20 protein-coding genes are annotated in these 24,745 nt (G+C 37.8%); 5 read left to right on the forward strand and 15 right to left on the reverse strand.

Features of this window, described 5'->3' with window-relative positions:
• Positions 1–75: 75 nt before the first annotated feature.
• The 11 genes from MKY65_RS19160 to MKY65_RS19210 all read right to left on the reverse strand — a co-directional run bounded on the left by MKY65_RS19160 (position 76) and on the right by MKY65_RS19210 (position 12,428).
• Positions 76–1,260, reverse strand: a complete 1,185-nt coding sequence (locus tag MKY65_RS19160) for a pyridoxal phosphate-dependent aminotransferase (RefSeq protein WP_339179655.1) — start codon at positions 1,258–1,260, stop codon at positions 76–78.
• Positions 1,261–1,294: 34 nt separating this feature from the next.
• A complete protein-coding gene (locus MKY65_RS19165; RefSeq protein WP_339179657.1) occupies positions 1,295–2,434 on the reverse strand; it encodes a putative sulfate exporter family transporter in 1,140 nt (379 codons plus the stop codon).
• 55 nt (positions 2,435–2,489) lie between these two features.
• Positions 2,490–3,731: a threonine synthase gene (locus MKY65_RS19170; RefSeq protein WP_339179659.1), complete on the reverse strand. Its 1,242-nt coding sequence runs from the start codon at positions 3,729–3,731 to the stop codon at positions 2,490–2,492.
• Positions 3,732–3,789: 58 nt separating this feature from the next.
• Entirely contained in the window at positions 3,790–4,740 is a 951-nt protein-coding gene (locus MKY65_RS19175; protein ID WP_339179662.1) for a hydroxyacid dehydrogenase, read from the reverse strand.
• A 92-nt stretch (positions 4,741–4,832) separates the two neighbouring features.
• Positions 4,833–5,681 (reverse strand): NAD(P)-dependent oxidoreductase, encoded by an 849-nt coding sequence (locus MKY65_RS19180; protein WP_339179664.1) that lies wholly within the window; start codon positions 5,679–5,681, stop codon positions 4,833–4,835.
• A gap of 203 nt (positions 5,682–5,884) precedes the next feature.
• A complete protein-coding gene (locus tag MKY65_RS19185; RefSeq protein ID WP_339185316.1) occupies positions 5,885–7,309 on the reverse strand; it encodes an NAD-dependent succinate-semialdehyde dehydrogenase in 1,425 nt (474 codons plus the stop codon).
• Between the two features lie 126 nt (positions 7,310–7,435).
• Positions 7,436–8,746, reverse strand: a complete 1,311-nt coding sequence (locus MKY65_RS19190) for an MFS transporter (RefSeq protein ID WP_339179666.1) — start codon at positions 8,744–8,746, stop codon at positions 7,436–7,438.
• A gap of 212 nt (positions 8,747–8,958) precedes the next feature.
• Entirely contained in the window at positions 8,959–9,963 is a 1,005-nt protein-coding gene (locus MKY65_RS19195) for a LacI family DNA-binding transcriptional regulator (protein ID WP_339179669.1), read from the reverse strand.
• Between the two features lie 267 nt (positions 9,964–10,230).
• Complete coding sequence (locus MKY65_RS19200; RefSeq protein WP_339179671.1) at positions 10,231–10,611, reverse strand: RidA family protein; 381 nt, start codon at positions 10,609–10,611, stop codon at positions 10,231–10,233.
• A 258-nt stretch (positions 10,612–10,869) separates the two neighbouring features.
• Positions 10,870–11,538: a PAS domain-containing protein gene (locus tag MKY65_RS19205; RefSeq protein ID WP_339179674.1), complete on the reverse strand. Its 669-nt coding sequence runs from the start codon at positions 11,536–11,538 to the stop codon at positions 10,870–10,872.
• Positions 11,539–11,726: 188 nt separating this feature from the next.
• On the reverse strand, positions 11,727–12,428 hold the full coding sequence (locus MKY65_RS19210; RefSeq protein ID WP_339179675.1) for a FadR/GntR family transcriptional regulator: 702 nt from the start codon (positions 12,426–12,428) through the stop codon (positions 11,727–11,729).
• 269 nt (positions 12,429–12,697) lie between these two features.
• On the opposite strand from MKY65_RS19210, the gene MKY65_RS19215 reads away from it, so the two are divergent.
• The 3 genes from MKY65_RS19215 to MKY65_RS19225 are packed head-to-tail and all read left to right on the forward strand — an operon-like array spanning position 12,698 to position 15,680.
• Positions 12,698–13,672 carry a tripartite tricarboxylate transporter substrate binding protein gene (locus MKY65_RS19215; protein ID WP_339179678.1) on the forward strand — a complete coding sequence of 325 codons (975 nt, stop codon included), beginning with the start codon at positions 12,698–12,700 and terminating at the stop codon, positions 13,670–13,672.
• Positions 13,673–13,688: 16 nt separating this feature from the next.
• The gene (locus tag MKY65_RS19220) at positions 13,689–15,194 is read left to right on the forward strand and encodes a tripartite tricarboxylate transporter permease (protein ID WP_339179679.1); all 1,506 of its coding nucleotides are present in this window, start codon (positions 13,689–13,691) and stop codon (positions 15,192–15,194) included.
• A 36-nt stretch (positions 15,195–15,230) separates the two neighbouring features.
• Complete coding sequence (locus tag MKY65_RS19225) at positions 15,231–15,680, forward strand: tripartite tricarboxylate transporter TctB family protein (protein WP_339179682.1); 450 nt, start codon at positions 15,231–15,233, stop codon at positions 15,678–15,680.
• 149 nt (positions 15,681–15,829) lie between these two features.
• On the opposite strand, the gene MKY65_RS19230 is transcribed toward MKY65_RS19225, so the two are convergent.
• From MKY65_RS19230 to MKY65_RS19245, 4 genes are all read right to left on the reverse strand, one after another.
• Positions 15,830–17,248, reverse strand: coding sequence for a SpoVR family protein (locus MKY65_RS19230; protein ID WP_339185318.1), 1,419 nt, complete (start codon positions 17,246–17,248; stop codon positions 15,830–15,832).
• A gap of 110 nt (positions 17,249–17,358) precedes the next feature.
• On the reverse strand, positions 17,359–18,525 hold the full coding sequence (yhbH, locus tag MKY65_RS19235; RefSeq protein ID WP_339179685.1) for a sporulation protein YhbH: 1,167 nt from the start codon (positions 18,523–18,525) through the stop codon (positions 17,359–17,361).
• A 236-nt stretch (positions 18,526–18,761) separates the two neighbouring features.
• Entirely contained in the window at positions 18,762–20,657 is a 1,896-nt protein-coding gene (locus MKY65_RS19240) for a PrkA family serine protein kinase (RefSeq protein WP_339179686.1), read from the reverse strand.
• A gap of 154 nt (positions 20,658–20,811) precedes the next feature.
• On the reverse strand, positions 20,812–21,252 hold the full coding sequence (locus tag MKY65_RS19245) for a hypothetical protein (protein WP_339179688.1): 441 nt from the start codon (positions 21,250–21,252) through the stop codon (positions 20,812–20,814).
• A 169-nt stretch (positions 21,253–21,421) separates the two neighbouring features.
• On the opposite strand from MKY65_RS19245, the gene MKY65_RS19250 reads away from it, so the two are divergent.
• Both MKY65_RS19250 and MKY65_RS19255 read left to right on the forward strand, forming a co-directional pair.
• Positions 21,422–22,222 (forward strand): Cof-type HAD-IIB family hydrolase, encoded by an 801-nt coding sequence (locus MKY65_RS19250; RefSeq protein ID WP_339179690.1) that lies wholly within the window; start codon positions 21,422–21,424, stop codon positions 22,220–22,222.
• Between the two features lie 442 nt (positions 22,223–22,664).
• Positions 22,665–24,698, forward strand: a complete 2,034-nt coding sequence (locus MKY65_RS19255) for a catalase (protein WP_339185319.1) — start codon at positions 22,665–22,667, stop codon at positions 24,696–24,698.
• The last annotated feature ends 47 nt before the right edge of the window (positions 24,699–24,745 follow it).

Genomic DNA, 24,745 nt, shown 5'->3' on the forward strand with positions numbered 1-24,745 from the left:
AGCTTTTCCGATGTCCAATACAACAAACAACGAAGTAATTTAAACGAAACGGAGTAATGAAAATATCAGCATAGGTCATGTCGTATTTAATACAAAACGTTTTATTCTTTTAGCAGCTTCTTCTAATAATTCTGCAGAAGCAGCGTAGGATAACCGCACATAATCCGGAGCTCCGAACCCAGATCCTGGTACAAGCGCTACCTTTTCTTCTTCTAATAACGCCTTTACCCAATCATCAACAGAATGAAAACCACCTGTTGTTGCTGCTGCTTTTACGTTGGGAAACAAATAAAATGCCCCTTTTGGCTTTACGCAAGTAATTCCTGGTATATCAACTAATAAGTCATAAAAAACCTGTAACCGTTCGGAAAAAATCTCCTTCATTTTCGGAATTACATTTTCTCGATGATTCTCGTATGCCTCGATTGCTGCATATTGAGAAATAGATGTCGGATTCGAGGTCACATGAGAAGCTAAATTTACCATTGCTTTAATGATTGCTTCAGGTCCAGCTGCATATCCTATACGCCAGCCTGTCATAGCGTATGATTTGCTCACCCCATTGATGATAACGGTTTGATTTTTCAATTCCTCTGATAAAGAAGCAATGGATACATGCTGATCCGTTGTATAAATCAACTGTTCATATATTTCATCAGAAACAATGACAATATCATGCTTTAAACAAACCTGGCCAATTTCTTCTAATTCCTCTTTACTGTACATCATGCCTGTCGGATTGCTGGGTGTATTGATAATTAACATCTTCGTTTTTGGGGTGATTGCCTTCTCCAGCTGTTCACTTGTAATTTTAAAGTCATTCGCTTCTAAAGCTGCGATATAGACAGGTACACCGCCTGACAGTTTTACTTGTTCCGGGTAGCTGACCCAATATGGCGCAGGAATAATAACTTCATCGCCATCATTTAAAATTGACTGAAAAAGTGCATAAAGCGCATATTTCGCTCCGGCAGTAACAATTACTTGCCCCGTTGTATAAGTTAAATTTTGATCTCTTTTAAACTTCTTAATAATAGCATGCTTTAATTCAGGGACCCCTCCAGATGGTGTATACTTTGTAAATCCATCATCCATTGCTTTTTTGGCAGCATCCAATATATGTTGGGGTGTATTAAAATCAGGCTCCCCAAACCCCAAAGCAATCACATCCTGCCCAGCATTTTTTAATTCTTTTGCTCTTGATGAAACTGCTATCGTTGAAGATTGTGTCAACGAATTTACTCTATTTGATAACTTCATGATAAAATCAACCTTTCAACCAATTATATTTTCATTAAATAACAATTAAATCCCCAAAGATTGATATAAGTAAAAGACTTACCATTCCGACAGCTATCGCAGCAATTAAACCAATATATAAAGGTTTCATCCCCAGCCCTTTGAACATTTTAAAGTCTGTTGATAACCCTACACCTGCCATTGCTGTTCCAAGAAAATAAGTCGTTCCAAGCGAACTCCAAAAGTTATAAAAGCTTTCCCAATTTGCTGCCTGAAATATCCCAAAAGCTGCACCAGAGTCATTCAGGGTCACATCCCCCACTGTTCGAATCAAAGAAAGAAATAAAAAACCAATAACAAACAGCGGGATTAGTTTATACCATTTAGGTAATACCTGATTCTCCGCTTTATCGCTTCCTTTAAAAAATAAGAAAGATAGCAAAGGGATAACAGCAATTATAAATAAATTCCTAGTTAACTTGGTTACGGTAGCGACATCGATAACCGTTTCCATATCGTACATCTGACTATAAATAAGTGATGCGCCAGTTACTTGAGCCGTATCATGTATAGCAGTACCAAGCAATAAACCAGCTTTGATTGGACTATCACTAAAAAATACATTTGCTAAATATGGATAAAATAGCATACCAACTAAACCAAAAATGGTTATATTCGCAACAGCATAAGAAATTTCATTGTCTTTTGCTTTGATTACAGGTGATATAGCCATAATTGCAGTTACCCCGCATATTCCTGTTCCGCCGGCTATTAAAGCTCCTAACCGCTTCGATTGATTCATTTTATTTGTAAAATAAAGTGTAATAAACAACCCGCAAGATATACATAGAATAATAAGCGGCAGGCCCCAGGCTCCCAACTTCAATGCCTCTACTAAACTAAGGCGTAAACCAAGTAAAATGATTCCTGCTTTCAGTGCATACGTTAATGAAAATTTAACTCCATCCATAAATACCTGATGCAAACCAATAAAGTTACGAATAATTACCCCTATTAAAATCGCAACAAATATCCCAGATATTGGACTGGCACTTCCTGCAGGGAGCAAATCAGCTTTCACCAATAAAATGCCGATTAACTCTGCAAGATATACTCCAATTATCATTACTATAAAACAGATTAGTATTCCAGGAGTTAATATTTTCACTTGATTGAATACATCTTTTATTCTCATGTGATCTTCTCCTAATCCGTACAGACCCAATGATTAAATCATTCAACTTATATAGTTAAAGTTTCTTTGCAGTTCTATCATTAGCTGGTTGTATCGATTCATTTTTTTCTAATACCTGAACATCTACCTCCACTGTATTTGGGTACTTAATTCCGGCACCTGTATTTAGTACAACTACTTTCTCTTCTTCTGTTATCCAGCCATTCTTTCGTAACTGGCGTGCTGCATAAAAAGCTGCGGCTCCTTCTGGACATACAAAGGTTCCTTCTTTTTGTGAGAGCAGCTTTTGTTCTTCTAAAACAGCTTCATCACTAATAGATACTGCACAACCATTTGTTTCATATACTGCATTGAGTACCAAGAAATCACCTAATGCTTTAGGCACGTTAATCCCAAAAGCAATGGTTTCCGATTCATTCCAGAATTCCGATTCTTTTTTCCCTTTCTCCCATGCTTTTACAATCGGCGCACAGCCTTCAGATTGAACAGCTACAAGCCGCGGCATTTTCTCTTCGTCAATCCAGCCAAGTGCTTGTAATTCTTTTAACGCTTTATAAATGCCGATCAATCCAACTCCACCGCCTGTAGGATAAAGTATCACATCAGGTATCTCCCAATTGAACTGTTCTACAATCTCAAGCCCCATTGTCTTCTTACCTTCAATACGATAGGGCTCCTTTAAAGTAGAGACATCGTATAAGCCGTGTTCCTTTACTGCTTCTCCAACAATTTTCCCGGCGTCACTAATCAATCCGTTTACTAAATACAAATTCGCTCCGGAGACAGCGCACTCATTTCTTGTAATTTTAGGTGCATCTATCGGCATGACGATAGTAGAGGAAATCCCCGCTCTTGCGGCAAATAATGACCAGGATGCTCCAGCATTTCCATTCGTGGGCATAGCCAGTTCTTTGACGCCTAATTCTTTTGCTTTAGAAATCCCTACAGCAGCGCCACGCGCTTTAAAAGTCCCCGTAGGAATAATTCCTTCGTCCTTCATATACAAATTTTCGATCTCCATATCATTTCCAATTGCCTGCATTTCAATAAGAGGCGTCATTCCTTCCCCCATGGAAACAACATTGTTTTTATCTTTTACTGGCAGCAATTCATGATAACGCCACAGATTATTTTCTCTTCCGTTCAGGTCTGACTTTTTCCAATCCTTTTTTAATGAATCCAAATCATATTCTACCAGTAACGGCGATCCGCAATCACATAAATTCTGGACTACATCAGCTTCATATTTTTTGGAACACTTCGGACAATATAAATGTGAAACGTAACTATAATTCATCTGCTATTCCACCTTTATTTAAATTTTGTAAATATAACACGCATTTTGAACGGATGAATCATACGCTGCAGAGTGATCGCTTTCCTTTTAAGATATTCGATACTTCCTCCGCTACAAGTAAAGAAGTTCTCAGCTGTGATTCCTCTGTCAGGCCGGCAATATGCGGCGTTAGATGAATAGAATCTATATTTAGTAGTAAAGAATCTGGCTGAACAGGCTCTGTCTCCAAAACATCCAAATACGCTCCTGCTATTTCTTTGAAATCCACAGCTTTGCATAAATCAGCTTCATTTACTATCCCTCCTCGTGCTGTATTAATGATGTATGCGCTTTCCTTCATCTTTGAAAATGCTTCTAGATTGAATATATTCTCCGTTTCCTTCGTCAAAGGGACATGAATGGAAATAAAATCTGACATTGTAATTAAATCTTCAAAAGCGCTCACCCGTTTAACACCTGTTTCTGAAATAATATGCTCATATGGTGTGATAAACGGGTCGTATCCAACTACATTCATTCCAAATGCATTGGCTCTTTTAGCAACTCGATGTGCTATTTCACCCAACCCATATAACCCTAATGTTTTCCCGCTTAATTCAACCCCAGTAAACTTTTTTCGTGCCCAGTTTCCTTCCTGAACATCCAGAGCCGCTACTGAAATATTCCTATAAGCATCCAGCATTGCACTGAGAACATACTCCGAAACAGAAGTTGCATTAGCATGCTTAGCTGCAATTACTGGTATTTTTTTATTACGTGCTGTATTTAAATCAATATTATCCAGGCCTACTCCTAATCGACCTATCACTTTTAAATTGGTGCCTTTATCCAACAGTTCGGAATCTACCTTTGTTTCATTTCGAACAATTAACCCGTCATAATTTGAAATAATCGATAATAGTTTTTCTCTGTCTCTCCCCAGCTCTTTATCATAATCAATGGAATATCCTTCTTGCTCTAACCTCTCGATTCCCTGATCCCAAATTAGTTCTGTTATAAGAATTCTCAAACGAAAACCTCCTTGTCTAAAAAATTAAATAGAGTACTTCTTTCTATCTCTTTATAAACATAAAATTATTTTTTATCAGGAAAAATTACAAACTAATAGACTTTAAATATGGCAGCACAATCTTTATCACCATACCCCTGTTTGCTGGCTTCTTCTAAATAATTTAATGTAATCTGGCTTAATTCCGTTTTATTATTGCTTGCTTTTGCCATTTCTAGCCCTAGACCGACATCTTTCAATGCAAGATTCACTGAAAACATTGGATCATAATTATTATCAAGCACTAATGGTCCTCTTAAATTTAGTTGAGCTGAATCCGCCCCAGTATCATGTAGGAGCTGCTTTAACTGTTCGGGGTCTATACCAGCATCAAATCCCAATTTTAACCCTTCTGACATAACAAGTAAATTGGTCATACCAATCATATTGCTAATTAATTTAAACGCAGTTGATTGTTCTACATCCCCTAAGTAATAGGGTTCACCAATTTGATTTAAAATCTTTTCTAAACGCTTATAAGTAGACTCATCTCCTCCTGCAAAAATTGGAAGTGTTCCTTCATAAGCCTGTTTTGGTCCTTTCCCTAATGGACAAGCAAGAAATTGTACTCCAAATTTATTTGCTTCATTCTTGATTTTCGTTGCTGTTTGCGGATTGATTGTACTTACATCAACGACAACTGAATCTTTTTTCATCTTCTCTAATACTCCGTCTTCAATTAGCATTTTTGTCAAATGGATTGGCAGAGGTAAACTAGTAAATAAAACATCAACACTATCAGTAAGGTCATCCAAAGAGGAAGCCTTAGCTCCGCCGTTTTTTAGAATAGCAGCTACTGCATCTTCATTTATGTCATATAATTTAACGTCATTTCCAGTTAAGATTAAATTTCGCGCTAAGCCCCCACCCATTTTTCCTAATCCAATAAATCCGATTTTCATATATTATTCCTCCATAAATTTATTTTTACATATTTTAATATAGCAAAGTAATTCAGTTTAGAGGAAATTCATATCATTAATGGTTCAGTGACCCAACCATTAATGATATTTCCATTAAATCATACTCTTTAAAATAAATCAATTATTTTAAATATATATTTTTTTGTTAATTATTTAAAAACTGATTGGTAAATGCAGTGTAATTACTCAATATCTATTGATAAAAATTTATCTTCTAAAAATCCTTCTATCCCCTGACGACCGCCTTCACGACCAGTTCCACTTTCCTTCATACCTCCGAATGGGGCTTGAACTGTTGTAGGTACAGCATCATTAACACCAATTATTCCGTAATCTAATCTTTCACCAACACGCAGTGCTTTTCCGAGATCTCTTGTATAGTAATAAGCAGCAAGACCATAGATAGAATCATTTGCTTTTTGAATTGCTTCCTCTTCCGTATCAAATTCGTAAATGGGGCAGACCGGACCAAAGGTTTCTTCATTTGTAATTACCATCTCATTTGTTACGTGTGTTAATACAGTCGGTTTATAAAATAACGTTCCTTCTTTTTCAAGCTCGCCACCAGTAACAAGAACCGCCCCCTTATCTAACGCATCTTTCACATGATATGTTACTTTTTCATAAGCACTTTCATCAATTAATGGGCCAACTTCCGTAGCTTCCTCTATCCCATCCCCTATGACTAACTGTTCTACTTTTTCTTTTAAGATTTTTTCAAATTTTTCTTTAATGGAACGGTGAACATATAAACGATTTAAGCAAATACAAGTTTGACCAGCGTTTCTGTATTTACTTATGATTACTCCTTCTGCTGCCTTTTCAAGATCTGCATCTTCAAATACAATAAACGGTGCGTGACCGCCAAGTTCCATTGATACGCGCTTCACTTGTTTACTTGCCGCCTCCATCAGTTGTTTTCCGACATCTGTTGAACCAGTAAAAGTAATCTTCTTAATCAACTTATTGTTTGTGAAGGCACCGCCGATACGACTCGATCTTCCCATAATCAAGTTAGCCACTCCTTTTGGAAATTCAGCTTTTTCAATACATTCAAATAGCTTTACTGCACTATTTGGAGTATAACTTGCTGGCTTTAACACTACAGTACACCCTGCAGCTAACGCTGGAGCCAATTTTCTAGTGAGCATTGAAACAGGGAAATTCCAAGGCGTAATTGCAGCAACTGGACCTACAGGTTGTTTTAGCACATGTAGACGTTTATTCGTTGTTGATGCTGGAATAATTTCACCGTATAATCTTCTAGCTTCTTCTGCGTACCATAAAACATATTCAGCAGCTATATTCACTTCACCACGTGATTCATTAATTGGCTTCCCCATTTCAAGTGTAATAGCCTCTGCAAGGCTCTCTTTTTCTTCTAGCATTATTTGGTAGAGTTTATATAAATACTTGGAACGTTCATTCACACTTTTTGCAGACCAGGTTGCAAACACTTCATTTGCAGCCTCAATTGCTTTATTTGCATCTTGTTCATCGCCATATGCTACTTCATAAATTATTTTTCCTGTTGCCGGGTTTTTCACTTTGTATTTCTCACCTGATATTGCTTCACTCCAAATACCGTTTATAAACATTTTTTTCATACTCACTGTAAATCATCCTCCCATTATTTTTGATTACTTTTAAATATAAAATTGTAAGATTATTCTGTTTTTACAAACTATAATTTACTATGATTTTTTAACACCTAACCAGATATTTTATCAGCTTTATTTTACATTTACTTCTTCCATTGCAGCCTTTTCTTGTTCAGAAACATCCGTTTTATATGTTTCCTTTGTAAAGAATACAGAGACCACAGTTATGATTCCCATCCCCATAATATAAAGAATTATATATAATGGATTTCCATCGTTCAATAGCAATAACGATGTTGCAACAAGTGGGGTGACTCCAGCTACAATCCCAGCTAGCTGGTAGACAAACGAAAGTCCGCTATATCTAACTCGTGTACCAAACATTTCAGTAAAAAATACAGATTGAATACTGAACATAGGAGTCGTTCCTAAAGCATATCCTAAAGCAATTGCTATATAAACTACAAAAACAATTCCTGTATCCAACAAAGCAAAGAAAGGGAATGCAAATACAGTAAACCAAATAGCTCCTATCAAATAAACTTTCTTTCTTCCAATTCGATCGGATAGTTTTCCCAAAATTGGAGAAACCAACATAGCTACTGCGGAAGATATGGATACACCTATAAGAGCTATACTATTTGGTAACCCAACCTGTGTAGTGACATATGTTATGACAAATACATTGAATATATTAAAACTTATACCTTCAGCCATCCTAGCTCCTATAGCTATCCACACACTTTTAGAGTAAGTTCTAAAAAGTTCAAGTAAAGGAAATTTTTCTTCTGCACCACTTTCTTTAACTTCTTTAAATGCTGGTGTCTCCTCTATACTAAATCGAATAAATAGTCCTACCAGTGTAAGTGCAATACTGATTAAGAATGGAATTCTCCAGCCAATTGATAAAAAGAAGCTCTCTGGCATACTAGCCATGATTGCAAATATACCTGTGGCAGCAAGTGATCCTAAAGGTGTTGCTGATTGTAAAAAACCACCCCAAAAGCCACGAGTTTTTCTTGGGGCATATTCAATTAATAATAGTGCAGCACCGCCATATTCCCCGCCCAAAGCAAAACCTTGTACCATACGAAGTGATATTAGCAAGATTGGAGCCCATATACCGATAGTTGCATAAGTTGGAAGAAGGCCTATTAAAAATGTTGCTCCCCCCATTAATATCATCGTAATCGCAAGAATTTTTTTTCGCCCTATTTTATCTCCAAAATGTCCAAAGACTATTCCACCAATGGGTCTGATTAAATAACCACTAGCTAACGAACCGAATGCCGCTATCGTTCCAACAACCGGATCAAAACTTGGAAAAAAAAGTTGGTTAAAAACGATTGCAGAGGCTGTACCATAAAGAAAGAAGTCATACCATTCAAGAAAAGCACCTAAGAAACTTGCACTTGCAACTTTTTTCATAGAATTATTTTTCATAGTTTTACCCCTTATATTTTTTTGAAATTGCTTCAAACAGAGAAATTGCAATCAACTATATAAGTTACTAATTATTCATAGAATATTTTTTAGCCCGCTTCTTTGTTACTTTTTTCATCCCAACAAATTTAAAAATAATACATATGCTTCATTCGGCTTCTTATTACTTTAAAATGTAACAAAGTATTTTGATTTTATAATTTGTATAAAGCTTATATACTCTTTCCAGCAGTACTTCTCTTAAAAAGCTTTGGTTCAAGAACAATTTGAATATTATTTTGGTTTTCTCTTGTTGGATTTTCAATCATCTCAAATAACTTTTCTGCAGCAATTCGACCGATATTATATTTTTCTTTGTGTGATACTGTAGTTAATTGAATTGCTTGGTGAGCTGTAATTTTATTATTATCAAAACCAGTAAGACTAATATCTTCAGGTATTCGTAGTCCTTTTGAAATCAGGTAATTCATAACAATCATAGCCATATGATCCGTAGTACAGATTATTGATGTAGGTGGAGTTTTCATATTTAATAACTCTTCTATCGTCAGTTCTAAATCCTCCTCAGTACCCTCAATAATTCTTATATATTTATCATTATTCAAATTGTATTTTCTCATCGCTTTATCAAAGCCTAATTTTCTTTCATACAAAGTTGAGATATTACTAAATTCATTCGATATATAAGCTATTCTTGTATGACCAAGTTTAATGAGGTGTTCTGCATTAAGGAATGATGCCTTTTTATTGTCCAAGACTACATAATTCCCCCCTTTAGTCGGTCTTCGGTTAAAAAAGATATATGGTATTCCTGACTTTTCTAACTCCTCTAAAAGAGAATCCTCTAAAAATATTGAAGATAAAAGTATTCCTGAAACATTACTTCCTTTAATAGAATCTAAAATATTTACAGGTTGATTTTCTTCTGCAAAAAATACAATTACTCTGTATCCCAATTCATTTGTTTTATTAACAATAGATTCCGTAGTCTCTACATAGAAATCATTATTTATTGCTCCTGAAATTAAAGCAATTGTCCGGTTTTCATTTGTAACAAGACTTCTTGCAATTAAATTCGGATAATATCCTAATTCTTTAATCGCAGCATAAACTTTCTTCTTTGTTTTTTCAGTTACTTTAGGCGAATTATTTAATACTCTTGATACAGTTGCTTGTGAAACACCAGCAAATTTTGCAACATCTAATGAAGAAACCATTTCTATCCGTGCCCTCCTATTAATCAAATAATGTATACGTATACATTAATTATAATTTGTTATCTCTTCAAAATGTATACGTATACATTTTGAAGAGATAACAATAGGTCAAATTAGTAATTTAAATACACATTATTAGAAAGCGCTTACAATGTCAAGAAAAAATTTCCCCTTTTATAGTACTTCTTAAAATAACTTTACATAAATCACAAACATTATTTGCTTAATTCTATTTTATTATTTACAATGCTCTTGAAAAGCTTCCATTCATAATTGTTTCTTAGATGCAATTACTTCTATCTCTACTAAAACCTCCTTTGGCAACTGTTTCACAGCAACACAGGAGCGTGCAGGTTTAGAAACAAAATATTCTCCATAAACTTCATTAAATTCTGCAAAGTCGTCCATACTTGCTAAAAAACACGTAGTCTTAACAACATCTTTAAAAGATAATCCTGCAGCTTCAAGTACACCATTAATATTTTTTATAACTTGTTCCGTCTGTTTTTTTATGCTAGTTCCTACAACATGACCGTCAGAGGGACTTAAAGGAATTTGACCTGACATATAAATTATTCCATTCAATTCTTTTGCTTGAGAATAAGGTCCAATTGCTTCCGGTGCTTCATTTGTACGAATCGTTTCCATGAGCTTAACCACCTTTCATTTATTTTAATTATTCTCTGAATAATTAATATTTCGTCTTTTCAGTTGATAATAAATAAAATATAGTTGATGCATTTCATAATATCAGTGAAATATATTTTAGTCAACACATTTTTTTAACGTTTAATTTATGCAAAATTTAAACCCATCTAGGTTAGCAGTGGGTTTAAAGAAAAATATAAAATAAAAGTTCATACTATTATTTAGTTGTCTCCTTATATTGTAAAATTTTTTAGTCAGCTAATTAATTGATCTTAAATGCATATAAACTGTATTTTTTGAGATGCCTAATATCTCAGCAATTTTTACCACAGCATCTTTAAATTGAAAAACACCTTGTTTATACAGTTTTGATACGATAATTTTGTTTTTTAATAAGTGAGGTACACTTTCATCCATTTCAACTTCTTTTTGAATCTGACTTACGGCTTGAAAAATTAACTCGTCGACATTATCAACAAAGCTCTCTTTAGCGTATGTATTCCCTACATTATGCTCCTTAGAATTACTCAAATTTGAAATTATATCTGATAATGGTGTATTTAAATAAAAATTAATACATAACAGACCAATATTTTTATTATCCTCTCCTTTTATTACAATGGTTATTGCTTTTAAAGGTTCTCCTTTTTTATTAGTTGTATTATAGGAAATATGTCCACTGTCTTCCTCTTGTTCCAGTTCTGTAAGCATAGATAATGCTAAATCCGTTACCGGAGCGCCTACTTTCCTGCCCGTATGATGTCCATTTATTATTTGAACGACAGACTCATTTAAATTTTCTAAGCTATGAAGGACAAATTCATAACCGCTCCCTAAATAATCAGCTAAACCTTCAATCATAGTTTTATATGATTTTAGAATAAGTCTATCATTTTCTGTAAAAGTAACTTTATTTTTCTCCATCATTACCACCCAATACCAAATTCTGAATATTTTATATCATCACATTAAATTTAACAATTCGTAAAATCGATGACGTTCCAACTTCTATGCTTCCTGAATTTAATACAATTTCTCAGAAATATTGTTTACAATAGAGTAACTGTTCAAGTTAGGATATAAAATCGGCACAAATAATAACATATGTGCCGCGATTATGTTTTCTTTTTTTCTCTAACTGACTTATCAATACTTTCAATATGATGTCTCATTGCCTTTTTTGCACCATCTACATCGCGATTTTTTATAGCTTCTACGATAACGCTATGCTCTTGAACAGATTGTTCAGCTCTTTTAGGGATTTGCATTGATTGCGTCCGGGCTTTTGCTAATAAATCGATTAAGTGATGCATGATACGGTTAGCAACCTCATTTTTAGACATTTCAGCTAAACAGAGATGAAAACGGAGATCATAATTTGCTACATCTGCTGAATTGCTATCATCTTTTACAGCCGCGATTGCATCATTGACAATAGAATCCAATGCAGCAATTTGTTCATCTGTACCATTTAAAACCGCCCATTCAACAACCGCTTCCTCCAGCACCAGTCTTACTGCATAGAGATCATTAATTTGATCACCCGACACAAAAAACGCATCGGTCATTTTTCTTATCTGCTCTGCTTCCGAAGCGATAAAGACTCCTCTGCCATGCTCTGCCTTTAAATAACCATATGCTTCTAAAATTTTATATGCTTCCCTGACTGTATTACGGCTCACATCAAGTGAAATTGCCATATCACGTTCACTTGGAATTTTATCTCCCTCTGGATAAACTCCTAACCGAATTTGTTCTTTAATATAATCAGCAACTTTTTCTGATATACCTTTCTTTTCTTTAAATGATGGTTTCATTTGCTCACATCCCTTCTACACAAGATACAGCAAGCATCCGAGTCTCCTTTAACTATTATATCTGTCAGACTAATGACCCAGCAAATATAAACTAATTAAAACAGAGTAACGAAAACACGTCAATAAATTTCTAAATTAATTTTATAGATTTAATTTTCATATTAATTTGAATTATGATTGACTTTTTATTCTCTATTATGATTTAATGGTACTTACATTGGTTGGGTCATTTAACCTAAATATTGTAATCGCTTACAAGGAGGGGTTAGGTGAATAAACATTGGTTGATTATTTTATTTATAATGGTGCCTTTTATCTGCATTAGTGCCTGTAATAGTCCGAACGAGGATGAAGATGCCGGGGATACTTTTCCAAACCGCATGCTTACTTACAGTATTCCATTTATGCCTGGAGGACAATCTGATGTAGACGCTAGACGGCAGCTTCCCTATTTAGAAAATAGTTTGAATGAAAGCGTTGCGATTATGTACAAAGACGGTGCTGGAGGTGCTATTGGCTGGACAGAGCTTGTGAACCAGCCTCCAGACGGACATTTTTTCGCAGGTATTAATATACCACATATCATTTTACAGCCCTTAACAAATGACGATACTGGATATGAAACTGATGAAATTGAACCTGTTGTATTATTTCAGCGAACGCCCATTGGAATAGCGGTCAGCAAGGACAGTGGCATTGAAACAATGGAACAATTTATTGAACAGGCGCAAAATGAGTCTGTAACTGTCTCTGTGACTGGTTCATACTCCGGTTCGCACTTACTAGCGTTAGAACTAGAATCGAAAGCCAATGTGGATCTTATCTCGGTTCCATCTCTTGGTTCATCCGAAACTATTCAAAGCGTTTTAAGCGGAACAACCACTGCTGTTCTTGCCAATTCACCCGATTTACTTAGTTATCAAGATGACTTCAACATTTTGGCTATTGGTTCAGAAGAACGATTTGAACCTTTGCCTGATGTGCCTACATTTCAAGAATTAGGGTTAGATATTACAGCCAGCATTGAACGAGGTGTAGCTGTGCCCCCCGGTACGAGTCGCGAAGAAATTGAACGATTAGAAACCGCATTTCTTGAAATACTTTCCGATCCCGAAATCCAAGAAGAAATGATTCGCGAAGGGTTTGAACCACTGGAAATGGGTGCGGATGAAAGCCAGGCTTTTATTGATCAAAAACGGGTAGAACTAGAAGAAACTTTAAAAATGATGAGGGAACTCCCTTAGAGAGGAGCGAATCTTTATGGATATCATATCAGAAGTTCTTGCTGCACTATTTGCGCCAATGACTTTTTTTTATCTAATGATTGGCGTACTTGGCGGGATAATTATCGGGTCACTTCCAGGATTAACTGCTACCATGGCTCTAGCAGTTATGCTGCCATTTACGTTTTCCATGGCACCAGATGTTGCTCTCGTCACCCTTGGCGGGATTTATGTCGGTGCTATATTCGGAGGCTGTATTGCCGCCATTTTAATCAATACGCCGGGAACACCGTCCTCCATTGCAACAGCCTTTGACGGCTATCCGATGGCTCAAAAAGGGAAGGCGGAACAAGCACTTATCACTGCTTCTATCGGTTCAGGGATTGGCGGGGTCTTTGGAGGTATAGCTCTCTTATTTTTAAGTCCGTTGTTAGCACGTGTTGCCCTGCAATTTGGACCTTCTGAGTTTTTCTGGATTGCTGTACTTGGTCTCACCCTTGTAGCTACTCTATCTCAGGGTTCGCTGTTAAAAGGGGCTCTTGGCGCAAGTTTTGGACTGCTGCTTAGTACAGTTGGCATCTCTATCCTTGGAGGCTCCTCGCGTTTTACATTTGGCTCTTCCTCATTACAAGGTGGTTTAGAAATTATTGTACTGCTTATTGCTTTTTTCTGTATCCCTCAAGTCATGCGCATGATTAAAGGAATGGATTCTGAAAAAGAAGAAATGAGTAAAATTAAAAGTGAAAAAGCTCATATTTTTACAGTTTTTAAATCAATGATAATGCGGCCTATACTATTACTGCGCTCTGCACTTATCGGTATTACTGTCGGATTGATACCAGGCGCCGGCGGAAATGTTGCTAGTTTATTATCCTATGACGCTGCAGTTCGTTTTTCTAAACAAAATAAACTATTTGGAAAAGGGGACGAACGAGGGGTAGCTGCTTCTGAAACTGCAAACAATGCTGAAGTAGGCGGCTCACTTGTTCCACTGCTATCTCTGGGTATTCCTGGTGGCCCTCCCTCTGCTGTTCTTATTGGCGCACTGCTTATTCAAGGAATACAGCCGGGGCCAAATTTATTTACCTCTAACGCTACACTTATCTACACCTTTATTGGCGGATTTATTATTGCAAATATTCTAATGCTCATCTTTGCTATTTTCGGATCAAAGTATATTGGAAAAATCATTCAAATCCCTATTTATTATTTAGTGCCTACAATTGTATTTTTAACCATGATTGGCGCTTTTGCCATTCGTAATAATTTCATGGATATTATCGTTTTGGCTCTTTTTGGTTTAGCTGCCTATATGATGTCAGAACGTGGTTTTTCTCCAGCTCCTATTGTACTCGGTATTATACTGGGTCCAATTGCTGAAAAAGGAATTATACAAGCTTATCTAATAAGCGAAGGGTTTCCTGGACTATTATCATTGTTTTTCTCCAGACCATTAACCGTCGGTATCATGACGCTCTGTTTTCTTTCATTATTCAGTCCTTTGATAACGAAGTTAGTTACGAAACGCAGTACTAATGCGTAGACAAAAACTAGTATTTAGTAAAGTGGGTGTTATTTTATGAAAATATCCAAAGATCTGACTACCCCGATTACGTTTATATTGTTGAGTATTATTTGCTTAACGACCGTATCGTCTATGAACAGACTAAGTATCGGCTTCCCACTCTTTATTTTAATTACGATGTTAATTTTATCTATTATTCTGCTGATACAAACAATTGCTGGTAAGTCAAAACAAAAGGATTCCGAGGGAATTATTTTTACAACTCGGACAGTTGTTACTGCAATTGCGCTTATTCTGTATGTCGTCCTTATTTGGCTCATCGGCTTTTTTATCAGCAGCCTTCTATATCTTGGTTTCATGACTTGGTATTTGCAAAAGAGTGAGACGAAAGCATCGATTCGTCTGCTCAAATCAATTAGCGGTGCAGTCATAACAACTACTGTATTTTATGTTATTTTCCGCTATGGCTTACTCGTCTATCTTCCATCTGGAATGTTATTCTAATGAAGTTCCATTCTCTGAACGCAATTAGCTTACATTAACGCAACTCTCATTTAGATTGTTCATTCCCCTATTAATTGCAGCAGTACTGCAGCCAGTTACAAAGCAATAAATAAAAGGCTGGTCAACTATCTGACCAGCCTTCACCCTTTTCAAATCCGCTGCTTATGCATCTCTTTCCCATCATACGTATACAGTGTTTCTTTTCCTTCAATGATTGTTTCTAAATGAACGGCTCTTCCCCATAATTGATAGACATATGGTAAAACATGCTCCAAATATTTAATATCCAGCTCAATACCTTCAAATCCATGGCGCAGATAGAGCTCTCCATTACGAAGATAGTCTCCGTTTTCTACCGTAATATATGGAAAACCGCCGTTTACACGCTGGGAAACAAGCTGATCGCGTACTTCTACATAATCCTTTTCTGTAATCCGATAATCTCTCCCTTTTTTTTCAAAAAGATACATATCCTCTTTTGCGACCAATTCCTTCGTTAAATAGTTGCGGATAAAGGAAATATCAGATTCCATCTCCCTTACTTCAAAGATTTTATCTCTTCCTTTATTCGGTTCACATCCATTTCTTATCATTTCTTCCGTTGGGTTATTATAACGCTCCTCAATATCTTCAAAGATTTTTATTCCTAAATAATATGGATTAATGGATGTCCGGGACGGCTGCACGACGCCGGCATTCAATTTTGCATATTCTAACGTTTCCGAGGAGGTTAAATCTAATTCCCGCATAATGCGCTGATGCCAATAGGATGCCCAGCCTTCATTCATTACCTTCGTCTCTAACTGTGGCCAGAAATAAAGCATTTCCTCGCGCATCATCGTTAATACATCACGCTGCCAATCCTCCAGCTCCCTGCTGTATTCTTCAATAAATAATAATAAGTCCTTTTCTGGAGAGGGGGGAATTTTCTTTTGTCTTTTTACCTTTTTCGTCTGTGAGCTTTTGCCGCGCTGATCTAAACTCCACAAATCATCGTACTCACCGCGTTTTTTATGAGTGTCCTCCTCCATTGTATTATCCGCTGCTTTGGGTGGCAGTTTAAACCGGACAATCGAAGGATCAATATGCTCCTGAATCGATAAAATTGCATCTAAAAAGCTCTCCACCTCTTCTTTGCCATGAACCATTTCATAATGGGCGATACGCTCCGCTGTTGCTGTCATACTCTCCACCATATCCTTGCGCGTATTCGCAAACCGGACATTATTTTTAAAGAAATCACAATGCGCCAGGACGTGGGCAATAATCAGCTTATTTTGAATCAGGCTGTTCGTATTTAATAAAAAGGCATAACAAGGATCCGAATTGATTACCAGCTCATAAATTTGGCTCAGGCCTAAATCATATTGCAGCTTCATCTTATGAAATTGCTTTCCAAAGCTCCAATGGGTAAAACGTGTCGGCATCCCATACGCGCCAAATGTATAAATAATATCCGCCGGACAAACCTCATAGCGCATCGGATAAAAATCCAGACCAAACCCTTTGGCTACCTCCGTAATTTCTTCGATAGCTTTTGTTAACTCCTTTGTTTCGCTCAAGTAGATTCCTCCCTTTATTCAGCTACTACTAGTCTATGTCCTCTGAATGAAATCTTGCCATTCCTATAAAACAGCTCAAAGATTAGTATATTTCTTTGAGCTGTTCGTTTTATTTTCTATACACGTTCTGCTGCCTTTTGAAAAAAGCTTTTCATCGCATGATAGACATCCGCTTTTTCCTTTAACACATAGTGCTTAAACTTCGGATGGTCAATCGTTTTATAAGCATTCATCAACGTAGAATAGCGGTTATAGCCATTGACTTCTCCATAACCAAACATATTCGATTTCTCCATCAGCTGATGGACTAACTCAATGCATGTCTTGTTATCCGAGCTAATATTCTCTCCGTCTGAAAAATGAAAAGGATAAATATTATAGCGGGACGGGGGATATTTTTCTTCAATGACCTCCAGGGCTTTATAATAAGCGGATGAACAAATCGTTCCGCCGCTCTCTCCTTTTGAGAAAAAGGCCTCTTCTGTCACCACTTTTGCTTCAGTATGGTGTGCTATAAATTCAAATTCAACACTTTCATATTTTGTTTTCAAAAACCGGTTCATCCAGAAAAAGAAACTGCGGGCAATATACTTCTCAAATGCACCCATCGAAGCACTTGTATCCATCATCGCCAGGACAACCGCTTTGGAATCGTGCCGGATGACTTCATTCCAGGTTTTGAAACGGAGATCATCGTTATAAATGGGCGTAATTTGTGCCTTTCCTTCCCGGGCATTCCGTTTTAATGCGGTTAATATCGTTCGTTTCTTATCTACATTTCCCATTAATCCTTTTTTGCGTACATCATTAAATTCGACTTTTTCCGTAATAATCTCTGATTTTTCTTTTTCCTGCAGATTAGGAAGCTCTAATTCTCGGAATAATGCATCTTCTATCTCTGCAATGGATACTTCCGATTCATAATAATCCTGTCCCGGCTTATCCCCGGCTTTCTTGCCATTCCCTGCTCCTGCCTGCTGCCCGTCTCCAGGCGCGCGTGCGACGACATCTCCAACCTCTGAATCTCCATTTCCTTGCCCTACATGCTTTGATTTTTCATAGTTATATCTGATTTTATATTCATCCAGCGAACGAATCGGGATTTTCACTACATCCTTGCCATTGGACATAATGATGTTTTCTTCACTGACCAGGTCAGGCAGGTTTTTCTTGATGGCATCTTTTATTTTCTCATTATGGCGCTGCTGATCCTGATAACCCTTTCGATGGAGAGACCAGTTTTCTTGGGAGACGACGAAATTATGCTCTTGCTCATTGGACACTCGAATCCTCTCCTTATATTTGAATTGTTTCCAATCATCAGTTTACGGTACAAACAGTTTTAGAAACATGCTTTATCTATTGTATGCAAGAGGGGATAAGTTATTGCAGACGGATTAAAAGAATTTGAGTTTTAGAAAAGCTTATTTCTTTTATCAGGTAACTTAAAAAGTGGTATCCATGTTCGTCTGGATACCACTTTTCATTTTTCTAAGATGGAATAAATATAAACAATGCTTTATCGATTCAGTAAACTTCCTACATAACGCAGCAGTTCATTTGCAGACACTGAATTATACCCATGCTCATCAATCAGACGGGCAATTACCTCATTGATTTTCTTCAGCTGCGATTCATTCGGTGTTTTCGATGAGGTTGTAATTTTCACAACATCCTTCAAATCAGCAAATAGTTTCTTTTGAATCGCTTCACGCAAACGCTCATGTGATTGATAATCAAATCGTTTTCCTTTACGCGCATAAGCAGATAAACGGATTAAGATTTCTTCCCGGAAGCCTTTTTTCGCATTTTCCGAGATGCCAATCTGCTCCTCAATGGAACGCATCAGCTTTTCATCTGGATTCATTTCTTCTCCAGTGAGCGGATCACGTAATTTATTCTGGTTACAATATGCCTCGACATTATCAAGATAGTTATCCATTAAGGTCTTCGCTGATTCTTCATACGAATAAACAAATGCTTTCTGCACTTCTTTTTTCGCAATCTCATCATATTCTTTCCGTGCAATCGAAATATAATTTAAATATTTATCCAGATCATCCTTGGAAATAGACGGATGCTGATTTAACCCTTCTTTCAGCGAGCGTAATACATCCAGCGCATTGATAGAAGGGATTTCTTTACGGATAATCGTAGAGGAAATACGGTTGATGACATAGCGCGGATCGATTCCTGCCATTCCCTCATCCGTATACTCATTTGAAAGTTCCTCTATATCAATCTGATTATATCCTTCCACACTTTCCCCGTCATAGAGCCGCATCTTCTTCACGACATCGATCCCCTGTTTTTTCGATTCTTTCAATCGGGTCAAAATGGAGAATATCGCCGCTGCCCGTAAAGCATGAGGAGCCACATGTACATCCGCAATATCACTTTCCTGAATCATTTTCTTATAGATTCGTTCCTCTTCACTGACCTTTAAGTTGTATGGAATCGGCATCACAATCATTCTGGAATGAAGTGCCTCATTCTTTTTATTAGAAATAAATGATTTATATTCTGATTCGTTCGTATGCGCTATAATCAGCTCATCTGCGGATATCAACGCAAATCTTCCGGCTTTAAAATTTCCTTCCTGTGTCAGTGAAAGCAGATGCCACAAGAATTTTTCATCACTTTTTAGAATCTCCTGAAACTCCATCATTCCGCGGTTGGCTTTATTTAACTCCCCGTCGAACCGGTAAGCACGCGGATCGGATTCAGACCCAAACTCAGCAATCGTGGAAAAATCGATGCTTCCGGTTAAATCGGCAATATCCTGGGATTTCGGATCGGACGGGCTAAATGTCCCGATTCCTACCCTTTTATCCTCTGAGAAAAAGATTCGCTGTATCTTAACATCTTCAATCCTGCCGCCATATTCCTTTTCTAAACGCATGGTATTCAGCGGGGACAAGCTGCCCTCGATTCGAATACCGTATTCTTCATGGAAGTCCTCCCGCAAATGCTGTGGGATTAAGTGTAAAGGGTCTTCATGCATTGGGCAATTCTTAATTGCATACACAGCCCCTTCATCGGTACGTGAATACTGCTCCAAACCGCGCTTCAGCAAACTGACAATAGTCGATTTCCCGCCGCTGACCGGTCCCATTAACAGCAAAATTCGTTTTCTGACGTCCAGCCTTCTTGCTGCCGGATGAAAATACTCTTCTACTAAGCTTTCAATTGCTGATTCCAGGCCAAAAATAGCTGACCCAAAAAACTCATACATTTTATGGTTATCTCTCTCCGTGACCCCTGCACTTTTGATCATATTATATACCCGGGAATGTGCAGTCTGTGCGATTGTCGGGTTTTCTTTCACCAGCTCTAAGTATTCCGCAAACGTGCCTTCCCATACCAGCTGTTTTTCTGCTTCTCTATCGTTTTTTACTTTGTTTAAAATATCCATCGCAGGCTCCCTCCATCTTACAACGATTTCTATATCCTATGCAGTGGAAGTGTAAAACATGCTCTATGGAAATATTTTAGAAAAACATTCTGAGTTCGTTTTTAAGCGGATATTCGAAAGCCCAATAAAAAAAACACGGCGCCCCGCCGTGTTTTTACTCAAGAACATTTTCATTATATGTATCAAAGTCATACCTTTCCCCTTGAATTATCGTATACTGGGCACTCCCCCGCTCCACCATCCAGACCATTACCTCCCGCTCGTCTGTCTGTGCGGTAACAACAGATAAATCCGGATTATCGGATAGCCCAGCCGATTCGATGTAATTGTCCTGCAGCTCTTTCTCGCGGATATGCGTGATATTCATCATATTGACACCGTACATGGTCCGTGCATCTTCAGCTAATTCACTCGTTAATTCATCAATTGGATGTTCTTTTAAATACTCCTCTGAAAAGTAGGAAGCTACATTTTCTTCTTCCTCCATAATCGCAGCTTGATACATATCATTGACTACCCGGGCGCTATTCGGACTTAAACAGCCTGCCAGGAACAAAGGAATACATATCATCATTAGTAATACCAGACGTTTCATATGAATTAACTCCTTATTTCTCATCTATCTTTATTGTAAGCGATTTACATATATTTGTGAAATATAATCATAAGAGATAAATTTGTTTATTATAATGGTCAACAGTTGAATCTATACAGCAGTTCCATCATAATAGGAAGCGTATAATGAAGGTGAAATGAGGGATTAAATGGTACCAGATAAAAGTATTCTGTTTTTTGATATTGATGGAACATTATTGACAGAAGAGGAAAGAACCCTGCCTGAATCAACGAAAAAAGCCATTTTCAAGCTGAAGGAACTTGGTCATGAGGTTGCCATCGCAACAGGCCGGGCAAAATTCTTATTTGATGATTTACGCGACGAATTAGGTATTGACACGTACATAAGCTATAACGGGCAGTATGTTGTGTGTCGCGGGGAGGTTGTCTATGCAAATACAATCAACCCAGAGACGTTAGAGGAATTAACCGCATTTGCTTTAAAAAATAACCATCCTGTTGTCTATATGAACGATAAAAAAATGACAACCAACGTTCCAAATGATCATCCATATATAGAAGAAAGCATTGCAACATTAAAGGTAGATGCTTATCCAGAACAGGAAGAGCATAATACGGCTCAGCAAAGTGACATTTATCAGAGCCTCCTTTTCAACACAGAAGGCGAGGAAAAGATTTATCAGGATACATTCACAAACTTAGATTTTGTCCGCTGGCATCCAAAATCATTAGATGTCCTTCCAAAGGGCGGATCAAAAGCATTAGGTATTAAAAAGCTGCTGGAGTATCTCGATTTCCCGGCAGAAAGACAATACGCCTTCGGAGACGGTTTAAATGATATAGAAATGCTTCAGCTCGTTCCTAACAGTGTCGCCATGGGAAATGCCCTGCCGGAAGTGAAGGAAGCAGCCGCATTTGTTACGAAGGATGTAAGTGACGATGGCATTTTATACGCATTACAGCATCATGGTCTGCTTCCGAAAGACTAAGCATTCAGCCAAACATCATCATTCCCTTTACAACGGAAAAAAGAGCCTATCCCCGCGGGGGACGGCTCTTTTTTTATCTGTTATCAGGCAAGACAATGTTAACAAGGATAAATCTGTAAATATTAAGATTTTTTATTTTTCTTTGATTCGTCCTCCAGCCATTTCCCTCGGGAAATCAGCCCCCACAATCCCAATACTGCCAATATAATAAACATGACAAGATTTATCCAGCCCATATGCCTTTCCCCTCTCTCATGTCTGTCTTATTTTAAGAATACTATATTAACCTGATAAATCAAACCAATTATTTAAAAGCTATAACGACACCAAATCGCCTTCCTTCTCCCATCTGGTCATATTTCCCTCTTCCAGCGAATATCCTCTTATTACTGTGAAAAAAATTCATTTAAAGGGAGGATAAGACATGACAGACCACAATAACCTGGAACCGGAAAAAAATAAAAAAATCAGACAGCTGGAGAAATTTTATAGGGATAATGAAGGAAAACTAATGACAACAGATGAATCGGTTAAAATTTCGGATGATGAAAACACACTAAGTGCTGGAGACCGCGGTCCGCAGTTATTGGAGGATTTTATATACCGGGAAAAACTCTCCCATTTTGATAGAGAACGGATCCCGGAAAGAAATGTTCATGCACGCGGCTATGGAGCGCATGGTGTGTTTAAATGCTATGAATCACAATCCGATTTAACAGAAGCACATTTCTTACAAGATGCGGGCAGAAAAACACCTGTGTTTGTCCGTTTTTCGCAAGTTGCCGGTTCCAGAGGTGCTAATGAAACGCTCCGGGATGTGCGCGGATTTGCCACCAAATTTTATACGGAGGAAGGGAACTTTGATTTAGTCGGCAATAATATCCCAATCTTTTTTATTCAGGATGGCATTAAATTTCCCGATTTGATTCACGCGCTAAAACCAGAACCAAACAATGAAATCCCTCAGGGCCAGACAGCGCATGACACATTTTGGGATTTTATCGGCAGGAATGAAGAATCTGCCGCTATGATGATGTGGATTATGTCCGACCGCACTATCCCCCGCAGTTTTCGAACCATGCAGGGCTTTGGTGTGCATACATTCCGACTCGTCAATAAAGAAGGTGTCTCGCATTTTTGTAAATTCCACTGGCAGCCAGTTTTAGGCGTTCATTCTCTGATTTGGGACGAAGCACAGAAAATTGGCGGTGCTGATCCAGATTTTCATCGGCGAGACCTATGGGAAAATATCCAAAAAGGAAATTTCCCGGAATACGAGCTTGGGATTCAAGTGATTCGAGAGGACCAGGAGTTTGATTTTGACTTCGATATTCTGGATTCTACTAAGCTGTGGCCGGAGGAGCTTATTCCCCTGAAGAAAATCGGGAAAATGACTTTAAACAAAAATGTCGAGAATGTATTTGCAGAGACAGAACAGGTTGCGCTTCATCCGGGAAATATTGTTCGCGGAATCGATTTTACAAATGATCCGCTTCTGCAAGGCAGACTGTTCTCTTATGCAGATACACAATTTTACCGTGTGGGCACTAATTTCAAACAAATCCCAATTAATCGCCCTATCCACACAGCGCATAATAATCATCGTGATGGTGCAGCACGTTATGTGATTGATAAAGGACAGGTTGCCTACCATCAAAATTATCTGGCGAATAATACACCTTCCCCTGTGCCGGGCGATAAAGGCGGATTTGTCACCTATCCTTCTCTGGTCGAAGGAAAAAAGGTACGTCAGACAGCACCCAGTTTTGAGGATCATTTTTCTCAAGGACGACTTTTTTGGAACAGCATGAGTGAGGTGGAAAGAAGCCATATCCTGCAGGCATTCAGTTTCGAGCTTGGAAAAGTGAAAAAGCCGGAAGTCCGGGAGCGCGCGGTTCGTCTGATTGCCCATATCAGCAGGCCGCTGGCTGTTTCGGTTGCCGAGGAGGTTGGCGTACCTGCTCCGCCGGAAGCTATTCCAGAATCCGATGTGATCGCTTCCTCGCCGGCTTTAAGTATGCAAAACACAGTATTTCGAGCGGATACGTTAAAGGTCGGGGTGATTATTGACGAACAATATGACAGTAATGCTTTAAAAAATGCGATGGCGTCGTGGGAAAAAGCAGGATTAGAGCCTGTTTTTGTAAGCAGAAGGCTCGGAACATTGAAAGGAACAGACGGAGATACGATTTCCGTTGATGATACATTTCTAACCGGTTCGCCGCTTCTATACGATGGTTTATTTGTTATCGGCGGACCATACGCTACCAGGGATTTTCATTTTATGACGAATCAATTTATTGTGGATCAGTTTAACCATTATAAGCCTATTGGCGGTATTGATGAGGGAGCAAAGTGGATAGAAGAAATTCATCTTCAAAACCGCCCCGGCGTCTTGACAAGCAGAGCCCCGACCGACGGCTTCTATAAAGCCTTTGTCAATGCAATGGCAAAACAGCGTTTTTGGGATCGATAAGAAAAAATGCGCTGCGCAGAATTTTTTCAGCGCAGTGCATTTTTTTA

It is taken from the genome of Oceanobacillus sp. FSL W7-1293 (assembly GCF_037969815.1).
Classification (GTDB): domain Bacteria; phylum Bacillota; class Bacilli; order Bacillales; family Amphibacillaceae; genus Oceanobacillus; species Oceanobacillus oncorhynchi.